This window comes from Exiguobacterium sp. s21 (assembly GCF_018617975.1).
Taxonomy (GTDB): Bacteria; Bacillota; Bacilli; order Exiguobacteriales; family Exiguobacteriaceae; genus Exiguobacterium; species Exiguobacterium mexicanum_A.
Genome location: NZ_JACSLF010000013.1, coordinates 36,228 through 61,964 on the forward strand (window position 1 = coordinate 36,228; position 25,737 = coordinate 61,964).

General features: G+C 47.8%; 27 protein-coding genes. 3 read left to right on the forward strand and 24 right to left on the reverse strand.

The features are described 5' to 3' along the window. Positions 1 to 23: 23 nt before the first annotated feature. Positions 24 to 497: a peptide-methionine (S)-S-oxide reductase gene (locus KNP06_RS13085; RefSeq protein WP_214789350.1), complete on the reverse strand. Its 474-nt coding sequence runs from the start codon at positions 495 to 497 to the stop codon at positions 24 to 26. A gap of 105 nt (positions 498 to 602) precedes the next feature. Here KNP06_RS13085 and KNP06_RS13090 point away from each other — a divergent pair, with 105 nt between their 5' ends. From KNP06_RS13090 to KNP06_RS13100, 3 genes are read left to right on the forward strand one after another with little or no spacing between them, the layout of a single operon-like run. Beyond that, positions 603 to 1,121, forward strand: a complete 519-nt coding sequence (locus KNP06_RS13090) for a hypothetical protein (RefSeq protein ID WP_251131599.1) — start codon at positions 603 to 605, stop codon at positions 1,119 to 1,121. A 1-nt stretch (position 1,122) separates the two neighbouring features. Beyond that, positions 1,123 to 1,386 (forward strand): hypothetical protein, encoded by a 264-nt coding sequence (locus KNP06_RS13095; RefSeq protein ID WP_214789352.1) that lies wholly within the window; start codon positions 1,123 to 1,125, stop codon positions 1,384 to 1,386. A gap of 53 nt (positions 1,387 to 1,439) precedes the next feature. Further along, positions 1,440 to 1,811, forward strand: coding sequence for a VOC family protein (locus tag KNP06_RS13100; RefSeq protein WP_214789355.1), 372 nt, complete (start codon positions 1,440 to 1,442; stop codon positions 1,809 to 1,811). Between the two features lie 49 nt (positions 1,812 to 1,860). On the opposite strand, the gene KNP06_RS13105 is transcribed toward KNP06_RS13100, so the two are convergent. The 23 genes from KNP06_RS13105 to KNP06_RS13215 form a co-directional block, all read right to left on the reverse strand. Further along, positions 1,861 to 2,508: a hypothetical protein gene (locus KNP06_RS13105; RefSeq protein WP_251131600.1), complete on the reverse strand. Its 648-nt coding sequence runs from the start codon at positions 2,506 to 2,508 to the stop codon at positions 1,861 to 1,863. A gap of 234 nt (positions 2,509 to 2,742) precedes the next feature. Next, entirely contained in the window at positions 2,743 to 3,468 is a 726-nt protein-coding gene (locus tag KNP06_RS13110) for an alpha/beta fold hydrolase (protein ID WP_214789361.1), read from the reverse strand. 113 nt (positions 3,469 to 3,581) lie between these two features. Continuing rightward, the gene (locus tag KNP06_RS13115) at positions 3,582 to 4,244 is read right to left on the reverse strand and encodes a DUF4230 domain-containing protein (protein WP_029596432.1); all 663 of its coding nucleotides are present in this window, start codon (positions 4,242 to 4,244) and stop codon (positions 3,582 to 3,584) included. 397 nt (positions 4,245 to 4,641) lie between these two features. Next, entirely contained in the window at positions 4,642 to 6,549 is a 1,908-nt protein-coding gene (locus KNP06_RS13120; RefSeq protein ID WP_214789364.1) for a UvrD-helicase domain-containing protein, read from the reverse strand. A 1-nt stretch (position 6,550) separates the two neighbouring features. Then, a complete protein-coding gene (locus tag KNP06_RS13125) occupies positions 6,551 to 8,626 on the reverse strand; it encodes an ATP-dependent nuclease (RefSeq protein WP_214789366.1) in 2,076 nt (691 codons plus the stop codon). Between the two features lie 104 nt (positions 8,627 to 8,730). Next, positions 8,731 to 9,210 (reverse strand): 23S rRNA (pseudouridine(1915)-N(3))-methyltransferase RlmH, encoded by a 480-nt coding sequence (rlmH, locus tag KNP06_RS13130; protein ID WP_058765186.1) that lies wholly within the window; start codon positions 9,208 to 9,210, stop codon positions 8,731 to 8,733. Between the two features lie 83 nt (positions 9,211 to 9,293). Then, positions 9,294 to 9,455 (reverse strand): CxxH/CxxC protein, encoded by a 162-nt coding sequence (locus tag KNP06_RS13135; RefSeq protein ID WP_021067873.1) that lies wholly within the window; start codon positions 9,453 to 9,455, stop codon positions 9,294 to 9,296. 37 nt (positions 9,456 to 9,492) lie between these two features. Continuing rightward, the gene (locus tag KNP06_RS13140) at positions 9,493 to 10,761 is read right to left on the reverse strand and encodes a S1C family serine protease (RefSeq protein WP_214789368.1); all 1,269 of its coding nucleotides are present in this window, start codon (positions 10,759 to 10,761) and stop codon (positions 9,493 to 9,495) included. Between the two features lie 51 nt (positions 10,762 to 10,812). Further along, the gene (locus tag KNP06_RS13145) at positions 10,813 to 11,604 is read right to left on the reverse strand and encodes an MBL fold metallo-hydrolase (RefSeq protein ID WP_138860239.1); all 792 of its coding nucleotides are present in this window, start codon (positions 11,602 to 11,604) and stop codon (positions 10,813 to 10,815) included. 13 nt (positions 11,605 to 11,617) lie between these two features. Then, positions 11,618 to 12,442 carry a two-component system regulatory protein YycI gene (locus KNP06_RS13150; protein WP_214712507.1) on the reverse strand — a complete coding sequence of 275 codons (825 nt, stop codon included), beginning with the start codon at positions 12,440 to 12,442 and terminating at the stop codon, positions 11,618 to 11,620. Continuing rightward, positions 12,429 to 13,814: a two-component system activity regulator YycH gene (gene yycH / locus KNP06_RS13155; RefSeq protein ID WP_034780327.1), complete on the reverse strand. Its 1,386-nt coding sequence runs from the start codon at positions 13,812 to 13,814 to the stop codon at positions 12,429 to 12,431. Before yycH ends, KNP06_RS13150 begins: the two co-directional genes overlap by 14 nt. Further along, positions 13,814 to 15,655: a cell wall metabolism sensor histidine kinase WalK gene (gene walK / locus KNP06_RS13160; protein WP_214712509.1), complete on the reverse strand. Its 1,842-nt coding sequence runs from the start codon at positions 15,653 to 15,655 to the stop codon at positions 13,814 to 13,816. The genes yycH and walK overlap by 1 nt, the downstream gene beginning before the upstream one ends. 3 nt (positions 15,656 to 15,658) lie before the next feature. Continuing rightward, on the reverse strand, positions 15,659 to 16,369 hold the full coding sequence (gene yycF / locus KNP06_RS13165; protein WP_214789371.1) for a response regulator YycF: 711 nt from the start codon (positions 16,367 to 16,369) through the stop codon (positions 15,659 to 15,661). Positions 16,370 to 16,489: 120 nt separating this feature from the next. Continuing rightward, positions 16,490 to 17,779: an adenylosuccinate synthase gene (locus KNP06_RS13170; RefSeq protein ID WP_214712510.1), complete on the reverse strand. Its 1,290-nt coding sequence runs from the start codon at positions 17,777 to 17,779 to the stop codon at positions 16,490 to 16,492. A 236-nt stretch (positions 17,780 to 18,015) separates the two neighbouring features. Further along, positions 18,016 to 19,368: a replicative DNA helicase gene (gene dnaB, locus KNP06_RS13175; RefSeq protein WP_214789374.1), complete on the reverse strand. Its 1,353-nt coding sequence runs from the start codon at positions 19,366 to 19,368 to the stop codon at positions 18,016 to 18,018. A gap of 17 nt (positions 19,369 to 19,385) precedes the next feature. Continuing rightward, entirely contained in the window at positions 19,386 to 19,829 is a 444-nt protein-coding gene (gene rplI, locus KNP06_RS13180; protein ID WP_214712511.1) for a 50S ribosomal protein L9, read from the reverse strand. Then, positions 19,826 to 21,817 carry a DHH family phosphoesterase gene (locus tag KNP06_RS13185; protein WP_138860243.1) on the reverse strand — a complete coding sequence of 664 codons (1,992 nt, stop codon included), beginning with the start codon at positions 21,815 to 21,817 and terminating at the stop codon, positions 19,826 to 19,828. The genes rplI and KNP06_RS13185 overlap by 4 nt, the downstream gene beginning before the upstream one ends. Before the next feature lie 150 nt (positions 21,818 to 21,967). Further along, positions 21,968 to 22,198, reverse strand: coding sequence for a 30S ribosomal protein S18 (gene rpsR / locus KNP06_RS13190; protein WP_015880232.1), 231 nt, complete (start codon positions 22,196 to 22,198; stop codon positions 21,968 to 21,970). A 40-nt stretch (positions 22,199 to 22,238) separates the two neighbouring features. Further along, on the reverse strand, positions 22,239 to 22,748 hold the full coding sequence (ssb, locus tag KNP06_RS13195; RefSeq protein ID WP_024371077.1) for a single-stranded DNA-binding protein: 510 nt from the start codon (positions 22,746 to 22,748) through the stop codon (positions 22,239 to 22,241). Positions 22,749 to 22,785: 37 nt separating this feature from the next. Next, positions 22,786 to 23,073: a 30S ribosomal protein S6 gene (gene rpsF, locus KNP06_RS13200; protein WP_021067861.1), complete on the reverse strand. Its 288-nt coding sequence runs from the start codon at positions 23,071 to 23,073 to the stop codon at positions 22,786 to 22,788. Between the two features lie 130 nt (positions 23,074 to 23,203). After that, positions 23,204 to 24,304: a redox-regulated ATPase YchF gene (gene ychF, locus KNP06_RS13205; protein WP_034780315.1), complete on the reverse strand. Its 1,101-nt coding sequence runs from the start codon at positions 24,302 to 24,304 to the stop codon at positions 23,204 to 23,206. A gap of 152 nt (positions 24,305 to 24,456) precedes the next feature. Beyond that, positions 24,457 to 24,660, reverse strand: coding sequence for a DUF951 domain-containing protein (locus KNP06_RS13210; protein ID WP_034780313.1), 204 nt, complete (start codon positions 24,658 to 24,660; stop codon positions 24,457 to 24,459). Continuing rightward, positions 24,650 to 25,588, reverse strand: coding sequence for a mechanosensitive ion channel family protein (locus tag KNP06_RS13215; RefSeq protein WP_214789377.1), 939 nt, complete (start codon positions 25,586 to 25,588; stop codon positions 24,650 to 24,652). Before KNP06_RS13215 ends, KNP06_RS13210 begins: the two co-directional genes overlap by 11 nt. Positions 25,589 to 25,737 lie beyond the last annotated feature (149 nt).

A 25,737-nucleotide genomic window follows, 5' to 3' on the forward strand; every position in this document is an offset into this window, starting at 1 on the left:
AGCCGACACGGCATCGTGTCGGCTCATTGTTTATACTTCTCTAATAACGTCTTCGGGATGTGGCAGTAATCGTCCGGGCATCGCGCGAGCCGGTCTTGATGCTCGTCCGCGCTCCGGACGTAGTTCGTGAGCGGACACACCTCGACCGCGATTCGGTCCGCGTCGCTGCGACTGTCGATAAACGTGCGCGCGGCTTCCAAATGGCGCGGGTCTGTACTATAGACGCCGGTCCGATACTTTTCACCGACATCCTCGCCTTGGCGATTGACGCTATACGGGTCGATGATTTCGAACAAGTAGTGCATCAAATCCTCCATCGTGACGATGCTCGAATCGAACGTCGTTTTGACGCATTCGGCGTAACCGTCATATGGTCCGTTAAGCGTATCCGTCGTCCCGTTCGCCCGTCCGGCCTCCGTTTCGATGACACCGGGTAACGTCTTGATGAACGCTTGGACGCCCCAGAGGCATCCTCCCGCTATATATACCGTTTGCATCCAATCCTCCCCTTAAAATTTTAGTCAATAATTCCCACGATTAGGTAAAAATGCGCTACGATAAACTCAAATCTTTTATCGGTGAACAGATATGGGGGACTTATTTTGAAAAAACTTATGTGGACCACCTTTTGGACCATCACCATCGTCGCAACCATATATTCTGTCACGACGGGAGAGTCGTTTGTCTCGATGAGTCAGTCCGTTTCGGTTGATCATCAAGAGATGGAACGCTATTTGTCGACCGAAGTGATGGAACCGAACTTCGGCGGTGACGTGTGGACGTCATATCAAATACTCGACACGAATACGACGAAACATGAAGTGTACGTCTGGGCGCTCATCCAAGAGTACGTGCAAGAAGGTGATCGCTTCGAGCAAGGTTCGGGCATGTCCGTCCCCCTTGTATTATACCTTGACGACGATGACGAATCATTTACGATTCAAGGTCATCGGTTGCCGCGTGACGGCTCGTCTTATCCGACCGATTTATGGACCATGTTCCCGGTTCATGTTCAACTCGCGATTTCTCCGCATCCGGACGGGATTGTCACTAAATTACATACGCAAATGGAACAAAAACTTTCGCACAGCCAACATGCGAAAGACGGAAAGGAAGATTGACTTGAAGATCACGAAACGCGTGATACTCATCTCGACCGCGCTTCACCTGTTGTATTTCGTCGCCACGTTCGGGGTCGGATTCATCCGCACACTCAATTATGAACCTGATATCATCGCCGAGGCGGGCAACGTCACCACGCTTCACAACGAGGTGGCCATCGGGACGACCGGGTCGCCATTGATTTACGTCCTCACATGGATCGGCCTTGCCGTCCTTCTGGCGCTCGGGATGTTCACCGCTCAACGGATTCGCCAAGCGCGTTAATCAAGAATACATGCGCTACACGGTCACAGATGCCACTTTAGGAGGGATATCGATTGAATCTTATTCAGCAAATCAGACAAATCTACGTACCGGTGCACGACTTGGATCGTGCGGTCCGTTTCTACCGGGACACACTTGAAATTCCGCTCCTGTTCCAAGCCGGCAGCCTCGCCTTTCTAGAATGCAACGACGTGCGGCTCATGTTGTCGCGTCCTGAGAATGAAGACTTTGCCAAAGCGAGCTCCGTGCTGTATCTCCAAGTGAACAATCTCACTGAGGCGTATGAACAGCTTTTAGCGAAAGGCGTTCAGTTTATCGACGAGCCGCACCTCGTCGCGAAAATGGAGACCCTCGAGACGTGGATGGCTTTTTTCAAAGACTCGGAGGGTAACACGCATGCGTTGATGAGCGAAGTTCACACATAATCTGCATCCACCTAAAAAGGAAATCTACGCGATTGTAGATTTCCTTTTCTTACAGATAGCCGAGCCGTTTCAAATCCTCATAGACGAGAGACGATAGGAGCGTTCTCCCTTTCCCGTTCAAATGGTCCGGATTATGAAAGTACTCGCGCTGATGGATAAACCGTTCGTCAGTCATGTAGTTCAGGAACGGGACGTCCAACTCGAGCGAGGCCAAATGTTGATGGACGAGTCGGTCCATGACCGCTTCATCAAAACAGGCGTTGTAAGACGCGTGGACCGGCTCCATCGCCAATACGACGCGATAGCCTTTCGTCTGACAATACGTGACGATGTCTGTCACGCGTTCCATATTCTGCTCGATGTCACGATTCTCCACAGCTTGTTTATACTGGGCTTCGACCATCTCGTATTTTCGTTCCGAATAGTTCTTGCCGTTATTCACCCACGGTTCGTGCGACTCCCACCTTAAATCACGAATGTCTCGCGACAGCGCCGTATAGACGCTCCCACTATTCAACGCGGGAATCGACGTGTACGTATAGTAATCGAACGTGCTGACCGGTTCGATGTCTTCCCGGTCCAATACCTGATAATAATTTTCTTTCCGGCCAATCTCCGCATTGCTGAACGTGATTTGCGAGAGTGAGACGATGACGACCCCACCCGGACGCAGATGTTCATCAAACTGCTTCAACATCTTCCAGTCATACTCAATCGTCTGGCTCGACATCAAGTCCGTTGATAAAGGCCGTTTTATATAATTCGATTTTGTTCATTGGATTAAATTCTCCCATTTCTTATTGATAATGATAATCATTTGCCGTGTGATTTTATCACATCGGTTTTTTGACGGCAATACGACATCGGATAATCGGGTTGCTCATTGAGAAAAACCGACCATCACTGTTCGATGGCCGGTCTCGGTAGATCATTAGAATCGTTCAATCAATCGTTTGATGGCGGCCAAGATGACGTCCGGCTCATCTCGCTGGATGTAATGGGCGCTCGCTTCGGCAAGGACGAATTCGGAATTTGACGAGATTTGCATGAGTTCTTTCTGCATATCGTTCCAAAATCGTTGCGATTCATTGGAGTAGTGGTCCTTCTTGCCGGCCGCGATGACGATGACCGGAATCTGGAATGCCAGTTCCGTCTCTTTTAATTGCTTCAAACTTTCCATGAACTCTTCGTAGTTCCCTTCGCGGACGAATTGCTGATGGTAGGCACGTTGAAAGTCTTGTGACATCGTCGGCAGGAATCGCTCGCGATAGTCTTTCGGTGTGACGTCGACTAGAACGAGTCCGCTGACGTCTTCTTCATATTCAGCCGCGAACAGCTGCATGTTCACCCCGCCAAAAGAATGTCCGACAAGGAGGTAAGGAGGTTTCGTATTGGTTTCCGTCAGTAGCTGCCTCAGTTCCTGAATCATGTTTCGACTCGTTCTTGGATTCGCGCCGGTTTCACTTTGACCAAGTCCTGCACGATCATATAAGAACACGTTAGCCAACTTCGAAACATCATCTATCAACGGGCTCCAAGAGGTTGAGTCATCACCGTACCCAGCGTCCATGACGACCGTCACGTTTGCGGAATCGTGTTGAATTGATTTGGTGTATAACTTATATTCTGCGAATTGAATCAATTGTTCTTTTATCACAATTTCACCCTTCACATTTAGTAACTTAATATAAAAAGGACGATGATTAGCGGTTAAGCGATAATCGAACGTCCTTTTCATTTGAATGTAGTTCTATAGTTTTCTTTAACGTATTATTTGAAAGTAACACTTACCTCATAACCAAGGTTATCAAAGAAACCAATTAAGAATTTTTCAGCATTTTGTTCTGCTGTATCTAACAAACCAATTTCAACAGCCATATCCTTAATATCTTGTTGCGCCTTCTCCATTAAAACTGTTCCCTCGTCAAACGTGACTTCTCCACGAAACACCCCTTCATCTGAAACATGGGCCACATCACTCATATCGATTGCCGGCTCTTGAAGAAAGCTTGCTTTGGGTAAGACGATAGTTAATTGCTTTGTCTCTTCATTAACGTCAATGTCTTCAGAAGTTATTCCTTTTAAATCAACTCCTGCTATAACCGTACCAGGAACAACAAGTAAGATTTTTTGTTTTGTTCCAGCTAAGTTAAATGGTAATTTTATGCCTAACAATTCATTGCTCTCTTCTTCAATAGTTGCCGAAAGATGCGCCTCAGCCGTTGCAAGCGTCGCAATTTCACGAACTTGATCAACTGTCACAGAGCTTTTATCCTTAGATGCATTTCCAACAAAAAACCAAGTTGCCATTGATCCAAGAAGCACAGTCAATAACGTAACACTCAAGATCACTCCATACCGTCTTTTTTTAATTGGTTCTTGATTCTTTGATGTACGTGCAAATTGTGACGATTTTTCATTTTTCTTGTCCATTCGATGTTCCTCCTATACGAGTTGTTTCATAAACTCGTTTTCAAGTAGTAAAAACATTTAACACTTCGTTTTGAAAACACCAGTCATTCTTTTGCCTAATCTAAAATTTGAATACCGCTCTTTATATGTAAACATTTAAATATCTATGGATAAATCATACTATTATTAATATAAAAAAGGAGAGTAAAATTAGTTTTTCGCATCTTTCTTCAAAAAAATTAAATTAGTTTATGTAATAAAAAAAGAGTGATTGTTGGAATACTATTGAAAAACATCTATGTTATCAAAGCAATCAAAAAGGTTGATGAGCTGACGCTCACCAACCTTTTATTTGAGTTCACTTATGATACGGCTCTCCCTATTAGATTTAAGTGAGGTATATTTGCAATGTTTAAAACTACTCTACATCAACAATTTCCCATCCAGCATTGATAGCTTTTTCAATAAATTGTCCTAAGTCAGCTTCGATGTGTGATTTTTTTATCGCAACTCCTGCAAAGTGTGTTGGTCGACTTAATGCGACATAAGCAGTTTTCAGAGCTTTTCTAGTAGCATTTTTTTTTAATTGATCTTCAAATCGATTATAGTCCTCAAACTCTCCGATTAAGTAATTAGAAATGAGATAACAGTCGTAAAAGAAAGTAGGATCTCTGTAAGGTCCTTCAGATAATTTAGATTCAAGAAGTAGAGTCGACTTGTGTGTCTCCCCTTTTACAGAATGAACCGTACCAAAATAAATTTGATTCTCAATTATTTTTTTTTCAATAGAATGTTCTTTGTCTGTTACAGAATAACTTAGATAAATTCTTACCAAATTTTCACTAAAATAACGAACATACTTACTATAATCAAGAGATATTGTATTTCGCATAAAATGATTCTCACAAAACTCTTTGAGTACATGAAGAATCAATTGCTCTAAGTCTCCGTTTATCTCACCTCTATCTTTTACAATTGAAACAACTAAACTGCTCATTTTAGATTTAATACTCATGTCGTTATTTTCTATTTCTCTTTTTAAAAAAGACACATTATAAGAAATTTTTGGATTTGGTAATATAGATTCATCAACGTCTTTGATTATTTCTAAAATACTCTTCAAAAGTAATTCATAATAACTTTTGATAATGCTTTCTGATCTTGTTTTAACTGATTTAACTTTTTTATATCCATTTTTATACCTCGATAAATCATTATGCGTTAACCCCACAACGGCTATCTTTTTGTTACTTTTATTAAATTCTTCATGATTTTCTTTTAAATTTTCAACAACTTCAATATATTTATTTATAACTTCATTTTCTGTACTATACAAAAACATATGTGGTTTAAATGAACTTCTTCTAACGTCCCCTGTTAAATTTTCATATTTTTTTATACAAGTTGTTCTTAATATTTTTGCTATGCTTTCACCAAATCTAGTACTCTGAGAAATCGAGTCGAAGCCAACTCCCTCTGTTATTTCTTCATGAGGTAACCAGGCATCTGGACCATTATCGTAAAGAGTATAAAGAGCTTGGTAAGGATCACCAAATTTCTGAAAAGTAATTGAAGAGTCATTAAACAGCTTTTTCAGTAAATCGTATTGAAAGGTGCTTGTATCTTGAGCCTCATCTAAGAACACCCATGAAAACCTTTCTTCAAATCCTTTTTTTATCTTCCTCTCATACTTTTTTATATACCATTGTGACAATGATAAAGAATCATTATGTCTAAGTTCGCCTAATTTAATTATTTCCTCTAGGGTTTTTGTTAAAGCGACTTCATAAAAGGAAGGACAATCTTCTCTTAAGAGAACCTCTTTATTATCATTAATTAACAAATGGATTTTCTCAACTTTGGTAGTCGGAGGCGATCCTGAATATGAAGAAGGTTTATGTTTGTTAAAAACCTCTTTAAATCTTTCTTTATATAATTCCTCGTCCCGAAATGAAGGATGGATATCTGGAAAAATCTCATTGTAAGCCTTGAATGCAAAAAAATAATTAAAAAATTCATGGATTGTGCCAACGAAATTCGGGTATCCAATTTCAGTTATACCCATGTTCATTAAACCGCTTTTTATTTCTTCAACAGCCACATTGGTATGAGTAATAATACATAGCCCTTTGAAGTCTTCTTTTTGTTCGTTAAGTAACATTGCTATTTTTGCCATTAGTACAGTCGTTTTACCGCTCCCTGGTCCAGCAACTATATTCCTATCACTTTCAGAAAAGATTACTGTTTTTTGTTCCTCTGAAAAATTATTGCCCTCAGGTAATAATTTTTGTTCAAAGTGAGTTAGAGTTTCATGTTTTTCTACCATTCTATCTTTCTCCTTTTGGTTCAGTTACATGATAGATAGCATTTACTAGATAGCTTAGGTAAGAATCATCCTCTATTGCCTCTTTTATTTCATCGCTCTTTGTTAGTAAATTTTTGGCTAACTGTTGAGCTACTATTGCTTTTGATACTAATTTTTCGTTTACAGGCTTAAACAAAGTATATGCGTTTTTTACTGTGTTTTCTTCTTTGTTCAATTCTATAATTAGAGTATCTAGTTTAGCCATATTACCTTTGCTTTCAGGATTTTTATATCTGCTGTAATGAACTGCAACAGCCAATTCTTTTTTCAAAGAACTTAAAGCTAATACATATTCTAGTGTCCAATGAGGAGCAATAAATACTTCGATATTTGAAGTCTCACTCTTATATTCACTTTCTAATCTTTCTTTTTTATCTTTCTCAAGCATTGAAATATAGTGATTATCGATTTTTTTCAAAGTTAACTCTTTTAATGCTTCATCTTTCTCATCACAAATCAATAAACTATCTTCTAACGCATCTTTAATTTTTTTCAATGTAGAAAATTCTTTTCCTAAAATATCTGTTGATAATTCCTCATCTTTCAACTCATAAATATCAAGAACTTTTTTTAACTGCTCTTCATTTTCAAATGAATATAATTCTAATTTTTTTTCTTCTATCTCATAGTAAATATAGGGTTTTACATCTACATCTGTAATTAATGAAATTGGAAGATTTAATGGTGGTAAACCTCTTCCGATCCATTCTTCAGACCTTGAAAATATTTTGGCGTATCTTTTGAATGCAGTATTTCCCAAATTCACTATTGAGACTCCATACTTATGAAGTGGACGATCTATAACTTCAGCTAATGCAGGTAATAATAAATTCTCTGCATCTCCTTCAACCAAGATTACTCCTCTCGCAAAAAATAGATTAGCTTTAGTTGTATCGAGAAATCTTTCTAAAAACTCATAATCTTCTTTTTCTAGTTTAGTATTTTCAAAATTCATAGGATACGCATTGTTATCGTGAATTAAAATGATGTTCTCAAGAGGAGTTGACGCTGCTAAAGTAGTACTATGTGTTGATATAATAAATTGACCATTACTCTCGTCTTCATCCTCAAGTATACCTTGAAGAAATTTGATCAATCTTAATTGAGCTTGAGGATGAAGATGTGCTTCTATTTCTTCGATTAGTGTTATTGATGGTCCTATTTTTTTCCCCTCATTTAGTAAAAGAAGTTCAGCAGCAATAAATAATAAATTTAAACTCCCGAGACCAGAGACATTATCATCTAAATCTAAACTTAATTTTTTCAAGATATCGCTTAGTTTGGCAGGAGTAACTTGAAACCGTGGTTGATAAACGTTGGTACTATCTTTTCTACTCTTATTAAAAAATTCGTTTAAATACAATGTAATTTCACCAATAATTGTTTTTTCATCTTTATAGGTTGTTTTAAAAAAGTCTTCAATCTTTTGATTTGTTTCAGACACAATTTCTTCTAATATGTGTGTTTCATTCTCAGCTGCTCGAAATGCTGAATGTCCACTTAAAATTTGAGCAAGTCGCGATTTAAAGCCAGGTCTTAATTCATTTTCAGCATCACGTAGTGGCTTAAGGTATGTTGTTTTTAACAATTCTTTTGGAATTCTTTCTAAATTAAAGTCTGCATTTAAGGGTCCGGCTTTGATGTTTTTTTCTATTTTTTTCCCGATATAATCATTGTTTAATGTTTTTGCAGTTAATCTAACTTCTAACTCAAATTCATTCATGCTATTGAATGATAGCCACTCTAGAAATACTCCCGCTTCTTCTTCCGTTAAATCTGCGAATATACACTCTATTTTTAAATTGTCTTTTGTTCCATAAGCATCTGAATAAAAATCCTTATCCGTTATTCTTGGATTTTCTGCACTTAATGTTCCTAAAGTTAAATATATAGCATCAATAATTGAACTTTTCCCAGCATCATTTTCTCCAATTATTATGTTAAATCGTTTATTAAACTCAACTTCAACTCCTGGTGCACCGTCTTCTCTCTCCCCAAATTTTCTAAAGTTCCAGATTTTTATCTTTTTTAAATACAATGTCATATCCTCCTTAACTCGACTTTCCAACATTTTACTATAAATAATGTGTACTTTGCTTTGCAAAAAAAAAGCAACCAGTTTGATTGCTTTTTAAACCTCATTTATTTATGATACGGCTCATTCCGGTTAATCCGATACGCCCGATAAATCTGCTCACACAAGACGAGCTTCATCAATTGATGCGGGAACGTCATTTTTGAGAAGGAGATCGTGTCGTCCGAACGTTTCATGACGTCATCCGATAAGCCGAGCGATCCGCCGATGACGAACGCGATTTTGCTCTTCCCGTACGTCGCCAAGTTGTCGAGCTCGCGGGCGAACTCTTCGCTCGTCCGTTGTTTGGCGTCGATGGCCAAGGCAATCACATGCGTGTCCGGACTGATTTTCGCCAAAATCCGCTCGCCTTCTTTTTGTTTTACTAGAATCATGTCCGCTTCACTCAAATGCTCGGGCGCTTTCTCGTCCGCGACCTCGATTTCCTGCACTTTCGCATAGGCCGACAGGCGTTTTGTGTACTCGGCAATCCCTAGTTTCAAATACTTCTCTTTTAGTTTGCCGACCGTGATAATTGAAATATTCATCCAATTCTTCCTTTTTCCACAGTTTTTTTGGAGTTATCCATAGGGTTATCCACAGAGTTATCCACAAATCCACATGTTGATAATCATTTTTTGCTTGACACAACATATGTTGCGTCGGCATCGCAGAACTCACATGTCACTTGTCCACTTGTGGATAGTTCTTCGAGCAACGGGTATTCCCCCGTCTCATCGACAATGATATCTAACGCGATTTCAACATGTTCCTTGCATACTTTTTTTTCCACAAAGTTTCCTCCTTAAAAAAGAAGCGTCGCCGCTCCTTTAGGTTGCTTCAGTTAATGTGGCCTCGGTCTTGCCTGCCTTGCCGCGTCGCGTATATTCAATCGTGACGTTATCGCCAACCGTGGCGTCACGATACAGCGCGTCCCGCAAATCGACGTAACGTTTGATGTCGCGGTCGCCGATTTTGACGATGACGTCACCGACGCGAAGTCCGGCCTCTTCGGCCGGACTGCCGGGCGTGATTGCCTCGACGAACACCCCGTCTTCGTTGTCAAAACTAATCCCATACTCTTCCCGGACGTTACCCGGTACGGCGATGACTTCTTGAATCGTGACGCCGAGCTGGGCCCGCGTCACTTTCCCATCACGCTCGAGCATATCGATGACCGGCAGCGCAACGTTGACGGGAATCGAGAAGCCGACCCCTTCGACGCTCGCCTCGGCGATTTTCATCGAGTTGATGCCGACGAGCTCGCCACGGATGTTGATGAGTGCCCCGCCGGAGTTCCCCGGGTTGATGGCGGCGTCGGTCTGGATGACCTCGGCGTTATAATCCATGAGGCCATCACTGTTCGTATCGACCGGCACGGTGCGTTCGACACCACTGACGATACCACGGGTGACCGAGTTTGAAAAGACGCCGAGCGGATTGCCGATCGCCATGACGGTCTCGCCCGCTTGAAGTACGGTCGAGTCACCGAGCGGGATCGGGGCGACATCGATATTGGCGGGCAGTTCGACCGATGCGACAGCTAAATCGTTGAGCGGGTCTTCTCCGAGAATCGTCGCCGAAGCGACTTGTCCGTCAGAAAACGCGACGTTGATCTCGTCCGCTTCTTCGATGACGTGGAAGTTCGTGACGATATACGCCGTGTCGCCGTCGACCTTATAGATGACACCAGAGCCCGCTCCGGCCTCCCACTGCGAGTCCGAGGTGAACGCCCGCTGGATGTTCGTAATGCTGACGACGGACGTTTTAGCGCCCGTCACAGCGCTCGTGATGTCGGATTCCGTGATGGTGACGGCTTGTTCCGTCCGAATCAGTTCATTTGTCACAAAACGAGAGGTTGGGGAATCCCAGAGCATCATCGCCAAAAAGAACAAAGCCGCTCCTAAGAATCCGCCAACCCCTCCGAGTAACAACGGTTTTAAGTTCATTCGCGGCTTATGGCGCACATGTTCTTCTTGTTTCGGGCGCCATTCGCTGCGAGATGGGTACGTCGGTTTTACATCGTTCATTGTATCTGCTTCGTGCTCTAAAGGTTCGACGTCTTGAGGTTCATACTCATGGTGTCTCTCTTCATTCACGACGCGTCCCCCCTTCAAGACAGTGTGTTATCTGTCTTTTCCCAAGTTCGCTTATAAAGAAACGAGCGAAGTGGGGGTCGATGGGTCGGTATCGCACAATTTGATGCGACCGAGGTCGACATCGCGCATCCCGAGTGTTTGGGACACGCTCATTTGAGCGAGTTCTTTCATATTGTTATCTTTACTGAGGTGGGCCAAATAAATCCGTTTCGTCTGGTCTCCGATGACCTCGCTCATCGCGATGGCCGCGTCTTCGTTCGAGACGTGACCGTAGTCCCCAAGAATCCGTCGCTTGACGCTCCACGGGTACCGTCCCATTTGAAGCATCGAGACGTCATGGTTCGATTCGAAAATAAAATCATCGGCCCCACGGATGACGCCTTTCATCCGATCGGACACATAGCCCGTATCGGTGATGTGGGCGAGGCGTCTGCCTTCATGCGCGAACTGGTAGAACATCGGGTCGGCCGCGTCATGGCTGACATTGAACGACTCGATTTCGATATCCCCGAACTGTTTAATCTCCCCTACCTCGAAGTGAAACTTCAAGGCCGGGTCGACTTTTCCAATCAACGATTCCATCGCATCCCACGTCTTCGCGTTCGCATAAATCGGTAAGTTATATTTTCGAGCGAGAATCCCGACACCTTTAATATGGTCGGAGTGCTCATGTGTGACGAGCAGTGCATCGATCCCATCAAACGATCGTCCAATCTCAGTGATGCGTTGTTGCATCGCCTTCCCGGTCAATCCGGCATCGACGAGCAATTTCGCCCGTTCCGTCTCAATGTAGAGGGCGTTCCCGGTCGAACCGCTCGCAAGCACACTATAGCGTAAAGTCACTCGATCACTCCTTTCATTCTTCTGAATCAAATTCGACCCGTTCGACGGTCCCATCGATCGCATTGACGAAGTAGACGTCCTCGTCAATCGTGATCGACCAGAGCGGCGGCATGATAATCAAGCTGCCGGAACTGTCGAGCGGCAGGCTATAGAAGCCCGTGTTGATGGCCCGCATCTCTTGGTTCGGCTGGAAGTACTTCCGGGCCGCGAGTTGCGAGATCGCCTCGCTCGCCGTCAAGACGAGATCGTCTTGCGACTTCGAGGACAAGTTCGTCAAATGACGTTGTTTATAGTCGGTCACTTCAAGCGCTTCGTTCAATTGAAGCAACAGGAGCGACGGACCGATGTACTGCTCGGTTCCCCCATCGATCTCGGGGTTCGAGAAGATCTTATTGTTCTCATACGTCTGTGCGAAGGCGACTTGACGCGTCTCGGCGTCATAGCGCCAGTACGCATACTCGGAACCGAACGGGACATACTCGGAGACGAACGTCGACGCAGTCGTCCGTAAATCGTCTTGATCGAGCGGGACCGGCTGTTTGAGCTCGACTTCGAGTTGCATATTGTCGAGCGTCGTCGCCAGTTGGGCTTCCCGGTTCTTCGTGATCATCGAGGCCGACATCTGTTCCGACGACCCCGTCAAATAACCGATATCCCGACCCATCCGCGGCAACTTCGACGCATCGACGTTTCGTTGGTCCAAGATTTGCGCAATCGACGTATTGTCGTTCGTCACGACCTCTGTCGCCCACGTTTCCGTCAAAAGCTGGAACAACAGGTAGATGTTCAGCGCGAGGAAGGCGAAGAGAAGAATCGTTTTCGCTTTACTCCAATCCACGATACATCATCCTTTCTGTCCAGTCATCCGGTTGATCGAATGGGATCCATCTTCCGGCTTCCCGAACGAACCAGTTCGGGGAGAACGTGACGTAACGGCTCGTGTCTTCATTGTATTCAATCTCATAGCCGAGTCGAATCTCGGTCACGTTTTCAAATCGTCCGGCATTGACGAGCGTATCGACCACATCTTGTCCATCCGCGAGCTGTGTCGTCCCGACCGAGATCAAGCGATCGATCTCGAGATGGTGCCGAGTGATCGACCGGACTTGTGTCCCGTCGTTCTCGACACGCAGCGTCGATAAGTCGACGGCATCGTTGTTGATAAACGCCTCCCGTTGACTGAACACCGGGAAACCCTTCACGTGAAACCGGAACACGGTCGTTTCAAAACCTTTGTTGGCCGGAGTGATCGCATCAAACCGAAGCGACAAACCTTGGCTCTCCGACGTCTCATCGACCCAACCTCCGTGGAAGTTGACGAACTCGACGATCGTGTCGAGTCCGATGACCGACTCCTGTTCCGAACTGTTGCGTGATAAGTTTCGATAACGGCTCGCGTTCAGGTTCGCATCATATTCGGCGACGCTAATCCCGTTCGTGAGTGCGCCCACGGAGCTGGCCGGATCGACTTCCTGCACGTTCGGGTCGCCCGGGAAGAACGTATCGCGCATCCAATCAAGACGGGCCGAGATTTGAATCTGAGATACGTCGTAAGCGAACAGCTCGTTCATCTCCGGTCCGACGACGGGGATGTAGTTGACGCGTTCATCCGTGTACGTGACACGACGCATCGATCGGTCTGAGTCTTTCAAGAACAGACTGTTGACGTCCCCTTGGCCGACTTTCGACAAACGTCCTTCCCAAAGTGATTGGTCGCTCATGATCGTGCGGATGCGCCACGTGTCGTCCTCCATGAAGATGAGGGCCCGCTGTGGCACTTTCCCGGACAAGCTGTATGAGCCCGGAAGCATGTAGCTGAGTGTATCCGCATAATACGGCTCCGGTAAAATCAATTCGACGGCCTCATCGACACCCGCATACAAACTCGGGACGTTCTTGACGGCGAGCGGTTTAAATTCGCTCGCCTCGAACGACTCCCGGATGACACGCATAATCTGTTTCGGTGAGTTTTTCGTGGCGAAGACGGCGTTGTTCTCGTGGACGACCGTCTGGGCCGGTACGATGACTTGGCGCGGTTGTCGTTGCAGCGACTCATCCACCGTCGCGACTTGCGTCTCTGACTGGACCGACTGATACTTCGGATGGTAGTCCCAGAGGATGACCGTTTGGACGATGGACGTGACGATCAAGGTGAGCAAGACGAGCGATTTTACTAGTTCTGGCTTCGCCAAGAAGCGTGGTCGTTCCATCAGTCATTCACCTCCACGATCGTATCGAATGGGATGGTGAAGTAAATCGTCGTCCCGCGTCCGAACTCACTCTCGGCCCAAATGTCGCCGCCATGGGCGGAAACGACTTCTTTGGCAATCGACAAACCAAGTCCGGTCCCGCCGATATTGCGGGCCCGAGCCTTATCGACCCGGTAGAACCGTTCAAAGATTTTCTTCAAATTCGATTTCGGAATGCCGACCCCTTCATCTTTAATACCGATGACGAGTCGCTTGGCACGGAGCATCGTCCGGAACGTGATCGTCCCGCCTTCTGGCGAGAACTTGATGGCGTTCGTAATGATGTTGTCGATGACCTGCGTCATCTTATCTTGATCGGCGTGGACGTATACCCGGCGTTTCATGAGCTTCCGGCGGAACTGGATCGTCTCGCCTTTCGTCATCTCATGCCGGTCGATGATGTCGTTGAAGAACTGGATAAAATCGAACTTCACTTTTTGCATCGTATACTCTTTGCTGTCCATCTTCGATAGCTGTAACAGATCGTTGACGAGGCGAATCATCCGCTCCGTCTCATTCTGGGTCGTCTCGAGGAAGCGCGGGGCAAGCTCATCGTCCTTGTATGCGCCTTCCGCGAGCACTTCGAGGTAACTCCGCATCGTCGTGAGCGGCGTCCGCAGCTCGTGGCTGACGTTCGCGACGAACTCACGGCGGTCTTGCTCGACTTGTTCTTGCTCGGTCACATCGTGCAGAACGACGATGAGACCGGTGATTGGTCCGCTATGCTTTTGGATCGGTGAGAAGTAGGCGCGGACGAGGAATAGTTCTTCGTCCGTACTGAGGTCGATCAGTTTTGGCGGCATCGTCCCGTCTTCCGGAATGACGATCTCGTCATCGAATTCGAGCAAGTTCTGTAGGTTCGCCCCCATCGCTTCTTCTTCAGCGAGCCCGATCATATCGCGGGCTTGGTCGTTCATCAAGATGACGCGCAACGAACGATCCGTCGCGACGACCCCGTCCGACATGTTCTCGAGGACGCTCGTCAAGCGGCGCCGTTCGGCTTCCGTCGTTGCGTTCGCCTCCATGAGTTCATCGGTCAATTCGTTGAAGGCGTAAGCAAGTTGGCCGACCTCGTCGTCGGAATAGACTTTAACTTTCCGCGAGAAATTCCCTTTTTGCATCTCGACGGCTTGACGACGCATATCCGCAATCGGTCGCGTGATCGTCCGTGACAGCAACACCCCAAGGATCGATGTGATGATGAGAGCGATGAGCGTCCCGGTCGCGAGAATCCTCGTCACTTGTTCCATTTGGTTATAGATGGACTGCATCGAGGCCTCGATATAGATCATACCGGTCGTCGTCCCATCGACCTCGGATTTGACCGGGACGGCGACGACACGCATGCGTTCGTTCGAGTCTTCATAGACGAGCGTCTCTTGCGCTCCGCTCGTCGCAAACGATTTTTGAATAAACGAGTTCGCCGTCCGTTGTCCGACGAGACTTTGGTTATTCGGATTCGACGTCGCCCGGACGACACTGTTCGTGTCGATAATCTGGACTTCGCGAATGTCATCAGCTAGCGTCGTGCTCTCCGTAAACTCAGACAGCAGTTGATCCAGTACCTGGTTCAACTGCTGGTCCGAAGTCGAGTCACCGCCGTTCGATGCGATCCCTTCACTGACGTTATAGCTCAGAAGGTTGGCGCGATCGACGAGCGACTGCGAGAAGTTGTTGATGTATTGTCGTTCGAGGGAGCGCACAAAGTACACTCCGATGACTTGCATCGCAACAAGAATGAGCAGCGCATAGATGACGACGAGCTTCCACTGGATAGATTTAAAGAAGTTCGTCCGTTTCATCGTTTAGTCTTCTTCTCCTGCTTTTAAATAGTAACCGACACCACGGCGCGTGATGATATACGTCGGCGTCGATGGGTTGTCTTCGACTTTCTCGCGCAAACGTCGGACCGTCACATCGACCGTACGGACATCGCCGAAGTAGTCATAGCCCCATACCGTCTGGAGCAAATGCTCGCGCGTCATGACTTGCCCGATGTTTTGGGCAAGATAATGGATGAGCTCGAACTCACGGTGTGTCAGTTCGATTTTCTCTTCCCGTTTCGTGACCATGTATGAATCCGGATGAATCGTCAAGTCACCGATGACGATATCATTGGCGTTGGCACCTTTCGTTTCTGGGGACGGGGCCGTTGCATGACGGCGCATGTTCGCCTTGACGCGGGCCAAGAGCTCGCGCGAGCTGAACGGCTTCGTGACGTAATCGTCAGCACCGAGCTCGAGTCCGAGCACTTTATCGATCTCAGAGTCTTTCGCCGTCAACATGATGATCGGCATATCGTACTTCTTCCGGACTTCACGGCATACTTCCATACCGTCTTTGAGCGGCAACATGATGTCGAGCAAAATCAAATCTGGTTTGACTTCTTCGACTTTCACGAGCGCTTCTTCCCCGTCATAGGCGACGTGGACTTGGTAACCTTCTTTTTCAAGCTTAAACTTCAATATATCTGCGATTGGTTGTTCGTCATCTACCACTAAAATCGTACGATCCATTCAGTGAGTCCTCCTCTTATCGTTAAACGTACATGTCTACATTGTAACTCTTTTTCTATAGGTTAGAAAGCGTGGTCCATTTCCGTGGAAATGAAAAGAGAGCCACGAGGGCTCTCTGTCTTATGCTTCGTAAATATCACGTAAGATGACCGTCTGCTCACGTGCCGGTCCGACCGAGAACGTCAACAATTCGATACCTGTCAACGCTTCGATGCGCTTGACATAGTTCTGCGCGTTCACCGGCAAGTCTTCGAACTTGCGAACGCCTGTGATGTCTTCTGTCCAGCCTGGGAGCTCTTCAAACACCGGTTTGCACTGTTCGAGCACGCGGAAGTTCGGCGGGTACTCGTCGAGGAGCTTGCCTTCGAACTCGTATGCCGTACAAATCTTGAGCGTCTCAAGACCTGTCAACACGTCGATTGAGTTGAGGCAAAGGTCTGTGATGCCGCTGACGCGGCGCGAGTGGCGGACGACGACCGAGTCGAACCAACCGACGCGACGCGGGCGTCCTGTCGTCGTACCGTACTCTTTTCCGACTTCACGGATCGTGTGACCGATCTCATCGTCAAGCTGGGTCGGGAACGGGCCGTCTCCGACACGTGACGTGTACGCCTTACAGACGCCGACGACGTGATGGATCTTCGATGGTCCGATTCCGGCACCGCTCGATACGCCGCCTGAAGCTGCGTTCGATGATGTGACGAACGGGTACGTTCCATGGTCGATGTCGAGCAAGACACCTTGTGCGCCTTCAAATAACACTTTCTGTTCTTCGTCGAGCGCGTTGTTCAACACGACCGATGTATCACATACGTACTTGGCGAACTGTTGGCCGTACGCGTAATATTCTTCGAAGATGTCATCGAATTCAATCGCATCGACTTCATACATCTTCACGAACATGCGGTTTTTAATCGCGAGGACGGTCTTGAGCTTCTCGGCGAACACTTCTTTGTCGAGAAGGTCAGCGATGCGAATCCCGATACGCGCCGCTTTGTCCATGTAGCAAGGACCGATCCCTTTGAGCGTCGTCCCGACTTTGGCGTCGCCTTTCGCGTCCTCTTCGAGCTTGTCTTGCAATTGGTGGTACGGCAAGATGACGTGGGCCCGGTTCGAGATGCGGAGGTTATCCGTACTCACGCCACGCTCGTGCAAGTACGCGAGCTCCGTGACGAGCGATTTCGGATTGACGACCATCCCGTTCCCGATGACACATGTTTTGTCCGAGTAGAAGATCCCCGATGGAATCAAGTGAAGTTTATACTTCGTATCGTTGAAGACGATCGTATGACCAGCGTTGTCTCCCCCTTGATAACGCGCGACGACCTCGGCCTGCTTCGATAAGAAGTCCGTGATTTTCCCTTTACCTTCATCGCCCCACTGCGTTCCCACTACGACTACTGATGACATAATGAATCCTCCTTGTAGATAAACGTTCTATTCAAACCATCCGTAAGTGTACACTTGCTTCTCGTGAAAGTCAACCTAATACCGAACGATATTTTTATATTGTAACCTTTCGTTCGTTATTGACGCATCATTTCCCATCCAACGAATGAATTCTTCAAAAATTGAATACGTTTAGGTCCAAAGACCGACAAAAAAGGCGACGTCTCGTGACGTCGCCTTTGGCGGAATGACTCGTTCTACATCTGTGGCGCAAAAGCTTGCGTCTCCATGTTGACGAACTTGTTATATTCTTTTCGGAACGAGAGCTTGACCGTGCCGGTCGGACCATTACGCTGTTTGGCGATGATGATCTCGATCGTGTTGGCGTCTTCACTCTCTTTATCGTAATAGTCGTCCCGGTAGAGGAACGCGACGATATCGGCATCTTGCTCAATCGCCCCGGATTCCCGGATATCTGACATCATCGGCCGCTTGTCTTGACGGCTCTCAACACCACGTGAGAGCTGGGACAAGGCGATGACCGGCACTTGAAGCTCACGCGCGATCGCTTTGAGCGTACGCGAGATTTCCGAGACTTCTTGTTGCCGGTTCTCGCCCGGCTTGCCGTTCCCGACGATGAGCTGCAAGTAGTCAATCATAATCATGCCGAGGCCGTGCTCTTGTTTCAAGCGACGGCACTTGGCTCGGATCTCGTTGACCCGGAGACCCGGCGTATCATCGATATAGATACCGGCTTGTGACAGCGACGACATGGCGAGCGAGAGACGCCCCCAGTCCTCGGCCTCGAGCCGACCCGTCCGTAGACGCTGGGCATCGATATTGCCTTCCGCACAGAGCATCCGCATGACGAGCTGCTCGGCACCCATCTCCAAACTGAAGATGGCGACGTTCTCGCCGGTACGGACGGCCACGTTTTGCGAGATATTCAAGGCGAAGGCCGTCTTCCCGACGGAAGGACGGGCCGCGACGATAATGAGGTCGTTACGTTGAAACCCAGCCGTCATCTTATCGAGATCGCTGAACCCGGTCGCGATGCCGGTGATTTCGCCGCTCGATTGGTGCAGTTTTTCAATCGTCGAGTAGGCGTCCGATAAGACGGAACCGATCGGATGAAAGCTCGACTGCCCTTTTCGTTGCGAGACTTTCAAAATGTTCCGCTCAGCATCTGACAGGACGGCATCGACCTCGTCTTGGCGTTCATAGCCGTCCGAGACGATATTCGTCGCAGTCCGAATCAAGCGGCGGAGTGCCGCCTTTTGATCGACGACGTTCAAATAATACCCGATGTTCCCGATGGCTGGAACCGCCTCGGCGATTTCCGCCAAATAGTTCAATCCACCGATCTCATCGAGAATACCTTGGGCTTGAAGCTCCGAACTGAGCGTGACCAAATCGACGAGTTCGCCCCGGTCATTGATTTTCAGCATCGCCTCAAAGATTCGTTGATGGCTGACACGATAAAAGTCGTCCGGGTCGACCCGTTCCGAGGCCGTGATCAGCCGATCGGAATCGAGGATGACGGCCCCGAGGACAGCTTGTTCCGCTTCGACGCTATGTGGCGGGGTATTGACTTGAATCGCATCACTCATACGTGTCTACCTCACCTTCACGCTTCTTGAACATGAACGTTTAACATAGCCGTGACGTCGTGGTGCAACTTCACCGGCACTTTCGTAAACCCGAGCGCTTTGATTGGGTGTTCGAGCTCGATTTTACGCTTGTCGATCTTGTAGCCCATCCCTTTCAACGCTTCACCGATTTGTTTGCTCGTGACCGATCCGAAGACGCGACCGCCCTCACCTGACTTCGTCTTGACGACGATCGTCTCTTTTTCAAGCTTGTCCTTCAACTGCAGGGCTTGTTTCAATTCTGCTTCAGCCGCTTCTTCGGCGCGTCGCTCTTTTGCGGCGAACGCCTTCAAGTTACCCGGTGTCGCTTCGACCGCCAAGTTCTTTTTAAAGAGTACGTTCTTCGCGTAAGCGTCCGCGACGTCTTTGACGTCACCAGCTTTACCTTGACCTTTAACATCTACTTTTAAAATGACTTTCATTCAGAATCCTCTCCCTCTGTTTCATCTGTCATATAATGATCAATCGCTTCTTGTAATAACGTTTTCGCCTGTTCCGGGCTCACGTTCAATTGTGTCGCCGCATTCGTCAAATGACCGCCCCCGTCCAGCATCTCCATGATGACTTGGACGTTGACATCACCGAGCGAACGGGCACTAATGCCGGTTCGGCCGTCGGGTAAGACGGCGATGACGAACGATGCTTTGACGCCCTCCATATTAAGGAGCTGGTCAGCGGCTTGGGCGATCAACACTTGATGGTGCACTTCATCGTCCGAGGCGACGGCGATCGCCATGCCGTCGGAATAGATGTCCGTGTTTTCGAGAATATGAGACTGTTCGATATACGAATCGAGGTCTTGCCGCATGAAGTGCTGGACGAGCACGGTGTCTGCCCCTTGAATCCGAAGGAAGGAAGCGGCATCGAACGTCCGTGACCCGGTCCGCAAGGTGAATCCTTTCGTGTCGACCACCATACCTGCGAGGAGCGACGTCGCTTCTAAAATCGATAGCTTGCGCGTACCGGCCTGATACTCGATCAACTCCGTTACGAGTTCGCACGTCGAGGATGCGTACGGCTCCATATAGACGAGGACCGGATCTTCAATGAACTCTTCACCACGGCGATGGTGGTCGATGACGACGACCCGTTCCGCGCGGTCTAGAATATCCCGCGAGATGACGAGCGACGGCCGGTGCGTATCGACGACGACGAGGAGCGTCTGTTCGTCGATGAGGGGTTGAGCCTCGAACTCGGTCAAAAAACGGCTATACAGCTCTTCGTCGTTTTCGACTTCATTGACGAGACGTTGGATCCCAACGCTCGTCTCGCCGGCCGGGATGACGACGTACGCCTCACGTCCGACAAATTCAGCCAGTTTCATGATGCCGATGGATGCTCCAAGCGAGTCCATATCCGGGTTTTTATGCCCCATGATCAGGACACGGCTCGACTCGCGAATCAAATCACGCATCGAGTTCGAGATGACGCGGGCGCGAACCCGGGTCCGTTTCTCGGTCGGGTTCGTCTTGCCGCCGAAAAAGCGGACTTTCCCGTTATGACGTTTGACGACGACTTGATCCCCGCCGCGTCCGAGCCCTAAATCAAGGCTCGATTGCGACAAGTTCCCCAGTTCCGTCAGCGTCGTCTCCCCACAACCGATCCCGATGGAGAGTGTGAGCGGAATTTTATGCTCTTTCGTCGCCTCACGGACCTCATCGAGAATCGAGAATCGATTGTTCTCGAGTTCGGAGAGCGTCCGTTCGTTCATCACGAGAAAGAAACGATCGGCTGCCGTTCGACGCATATAGATGTGGTATTTTTGAGCCCATTGGTTCAAGAGGACGGTCACGCGTCGATTGATTTCACTCCGGACCTGTTCATCCACAGCGGTTGACATCTCGTCATAGTTGTCTAAATATAAGACGCCGATCACCGTCTGCGTTTCCGAGTATTTTTGTTCAATCTCTGCCTCATCCGTCATGTCGAACAAGTAAAGGGTCTGATATTCCTTATTGTAGAGGACCCGATAAACGCGGTCTCCGACTTCGATGGTCGCCTCGTCCTCTTCTTCCTCAATCAACTCGGTGAACGCCGAGTGAATCGAATCGATCGAGATCCCGAGTTCCATCTCGAGCTCAAAGATGAGTCGAGACTGTTCATTGAACCAGCTGATGCGACGAGTTTCGTCAAAGACGAGAATCCCAATCGGCATGCCGGTGAGCGCTTCTTTCCCCACGTCTTCGATTCGATGCGACAAAGAATGGACGTATTGTTCCCACGCCTTGCGTTCTCGTCGAATCGTCACTTGCTGATAGATGAAAAAAATCAGCGTGCCCACGAACAGGGTGATTGCCGCCACAATGCTGTAGAACGCCAATCCTAACGCGACAAGCAGTCCAATCACATATGGAACGGCGTGACGCGCGTACTGGTTCTTCACTGATGTTATTGCTTCACCACTGTACATGTGTGCCTCCTAAAATGAGTGGTGTTCCACCCATGATATCTAAATGGTTTCTGCTCTATCATACCATATCCGTCCGTTTCACTTACACTCCTACATCGGCTCGGAAAACAAAAAACGACCTATCCCGAGGGATAAGCCGTGTGTCAAAAATTACTCTGCAACGTATGGAAGCAAAGCCATTTGACGTGAGCGCTTGATAGCGACAGTAAGTGGACGTTGGTATTTCGCTGAAGTACCAGTCACACGACGTGGAAGAATTTTACCACGCTCCGAAACGAAGCGTTTGAGCAATTCTACGTCTTTATAATCGATATGAGTGATGTTGTTCGACGTAAAGAAACATACTTTACGACGACGACGACCTCCTGGACGACGTGCCATGTGAAGACCTCCTTTTTAGTTTAGTTTCGAATCGACGCGATCAAAATGGTAGATCGTCATCCGATAAGTCGATTTTTCCGCCACCCGAGAACGGGTCAGCTTCAAAACCTTTGTTTGAGTTCGAGGACTGAGATGAAGTCGAAGAAGCGGCTGCGCCCCATCCTGATCCACTTGACTCACCACCACCGAAGACATCTCCAGCCGGTGCTGTATCACGTTGCGTTGAAGCACCGCGTGGTTCAAGGAAGCGTACGCTATCGGCTACGACTTCTGCCCGGTAACGACGTTGGCCATCTTGACCTTCGTAACTACTGATTTGAAGGCGACCGTCTACGCCGGCCATGCTGCCTTTTTTCAAATATTGTGCTACGTTCTCTGCTTGTTTGCGCCAAACGACACAATCAATAAAGTCCGCCTCGCGCTTCCCATCTTGTCCAGTGAATGGACGATCGCAAGCGAGAGTGAAGCGAGTTACGGCAATCCCGCTCTGCGTATAACGCATTTCTGGATCGCGTGTCAATCGACCAACTAACACAACTCGGTTAATCATCTCAAAGCTCCCCTTTCGCAATATGAAGCGTTAAGAATTAACGCTCGTCTTTAGTTGTCATTTGACGGACAACGTCATCAGAGATCTTCATGAGACGCTCTGTTTCTTGAATCGCTTTAGGCTCAGCAGTGATGTTGAGAAGAACGTAGTGTCCTTCGCGCATCTTGTTGATTTCGTAAGCGAGACGACGTTTACCCATGTCTGTTGTTTTATCAACAGTACCACCGTTTTCAGTGATGACGTTGTTGAAGCGTTCGATTAAAGCTTTCTTAGCTTCCTCATCAACTGATGGACGGATAATGTAAAGAAGTTCGTATTTACGCATTATCTTTCACCTCCTCTTGGACTAACGGCTCCTACCGGTTGTAGGAGCAAGGAGCAAACAATTGTTTTACTCACGTCATAATATACTATCAAACTTCTGTTCATTTTACAATACGTTTGCGGAAAATGGCTTAAACGTTGAAGCGGAACGTGACAACATCGCCGTCTTGGAAGACGTATTCTTTTCCTTCTGAGCGAAGTTTCCCTTGTTCTTTAACTGCCGTCATGTTGCCGGCAGCTGACAAGTCTTCATACGATACGACTTCGGCACGGATGAACCCACGTTCAAAGTCAGAGTGGATGACGCCCGCACATTGTGGAGCTTTCATGCCTTGCTTGAACGTCCAGGCGCGCACTTCTTTCTCACCAGCCGTGAAGTATGTGGCGAGACCGAGCGTCGAGTAGGCGGCACGAATCAATTGATCGAGCCCCGACTCTTCGATGCCGAGGTCTTGCAAGAACTCAAGGCGCTCTTCTGGCTCGAGTTCTGAGATTTCTTCCTCGATGCGAGCACAGATGACGATTACTTTCGCCTCTTCTGTCGCGGCGTGTTCACGAACTGCTTGGACGTAAGGATTTTGGTCCGCGTCAGCCACTTCGTCCTCACTCACGTTCGCGACGTAAAGCATCGGCTTCATCGTGAGCAACTGGAAATGTTTGACGATAGCGAGTTGATCCTCTGTCAATTCAGCAACACGAGCCGGGCGCTCCGATTCGAGGACTGCTTGAACGATTTCAAGTGCTTCGAGCTCTTGAGCTGCGCCTTTGTCTTTCGACTTGACCATTTTTTGAACGCGTGTGATGCGTTTCTCGACCAATTCAAGGTCGGCCAAAATCAATTCGAGGTTGATGGTCGTGATGTCATCGATCGGTGAGACTTTACCCGCGACGTGTGTGATGTTGTCATCTTCAAAGCAACGGACGACTTGGCAAATCGCGTCGACTTCACGGATGTTAGCCAGGAATTTGTTTCCGAGCCCTTCCCCTTTTGACGCACCTTTTACGATTCCGGCGATGTCTGTAAACTCAAATGCGGTCGGTACGGTCTTCTTCGGTTTGACGAGTTCCGTCAACCGGTCAAGACGCGCGTCCGGTACTTCGACGACCCCAACGTTAGGGTCGATCGTGGCGAACGGATAGTTGGCTGCCTCTACACCGGCTTGCGTGATGGCGTTAAATAATGTCGATTTCCCGACGTTCGGTAATCCGACGATTCCTGCTGTTAATCCCACTTGTATTTCCTCCTCATCCGGCTTTCCCGGGAAATGTTGATCCGTCTGTGGAGTGGGTACGTTCAGTACACCACACCGTCACATCCTTCACAATTATAGTTAGTCCTCGATTAAACCGCAACTCACGGTTGTAACATAGAGAAAAACGCCACTTATTCAGCGGCGTTCTCTTGTGGAAGCACTTTTTTCAATCGCTTATCAAAGTCTCGGCGCGGCATGAGTACACTCGCCCCGCAGCCTTGACACTTGATACGAATGTCCATCCCGACCCGAGTCACCTGCCAACGGTTCGTCTGACAGGCGTGTGGTTTCTTCATTTCTACAAAATCGTTCAACTCATACGATTTAGCCTGCATTTTCGGGCGCTCCTTTAGTCGATGTGGTTGGCGGCATCATGACGGTCCGCGGATACGGGATCTCGATTCCGCGCTCATCAAGTCCGGTTTTCAACTCTTTATGCAAAATCCGTCCGGCCGCGAAATGTTGCGTCGGTGGCACTTCGGCCATGAGACGATAGACGACTTCCGACGGTCCGAGCGACTGGACCCCGGCGAGCGTGATCGGCTCGATGAACAAGTCGTGATACTTCTCTTCGACAGTCTTCGCGATCTCTTTCAACGCCTTCTCGACTTTGCCCATGTCTTCTTCATAGGCGACACCGATATCGACGACCGCGACGCTGTTCTCGAGCGAGTAGTTCGTCACTTGCATGATCTGTCCGTTCGGGATGATCGTCACTTGCCCGTTCAATCCCTTCAACTTCGTCGTCCGAATCCCGACTTCGATGACGGTCCCGTCGACTTGTTGATTCAAATTGACGTAATCCCCGTTCTTGTATTGATTTTCAAAGATGATGAAGGCGCCCGTGATGACGTCTTTCACCAAGTTCTGCGCCCCGAACGAGATGGCGAGACCGGCGACCCCGGCCGATGCGATCAAACCAGCGATGTTGACGCCGAACTGGCCTAGCACCGTCAAAATCATAATCAAGCCAAGGACGTACCGAATCGTGTTTTGAGTCAGTTTTGACAGCGTCTCATTTTGGCGCTGGGCGACGATATTATCTTCTTTGATTTTGCGCAAGGCGAACACGCGCTGCACCATCGACGTCAAAATGCGTGACGCCACATAAAGCGCCAAGATGATGAGCGCGACACCTGTCAATTTAATGCCGAGCCCAATCCACATCTCCGTGTCTTGGAAATAAGCGACGAACCGATTGACGTTATCAATCGTCTCATCGGCCACTGTGCTCAAGTCTGTATCTGTATTTTGTGAAGCCATGTTGTCACCTCTAAAGTTATAGATTCTAACTCATCAAACCATAATTGACGACTTTTCTCAAACCCTACATCCGGACGTTATAAGTTTCGGTGTTCCGGGAATGGGATAATACGGTTTCATTCCGCAATTGCAACTAGACGCAGGCAGCT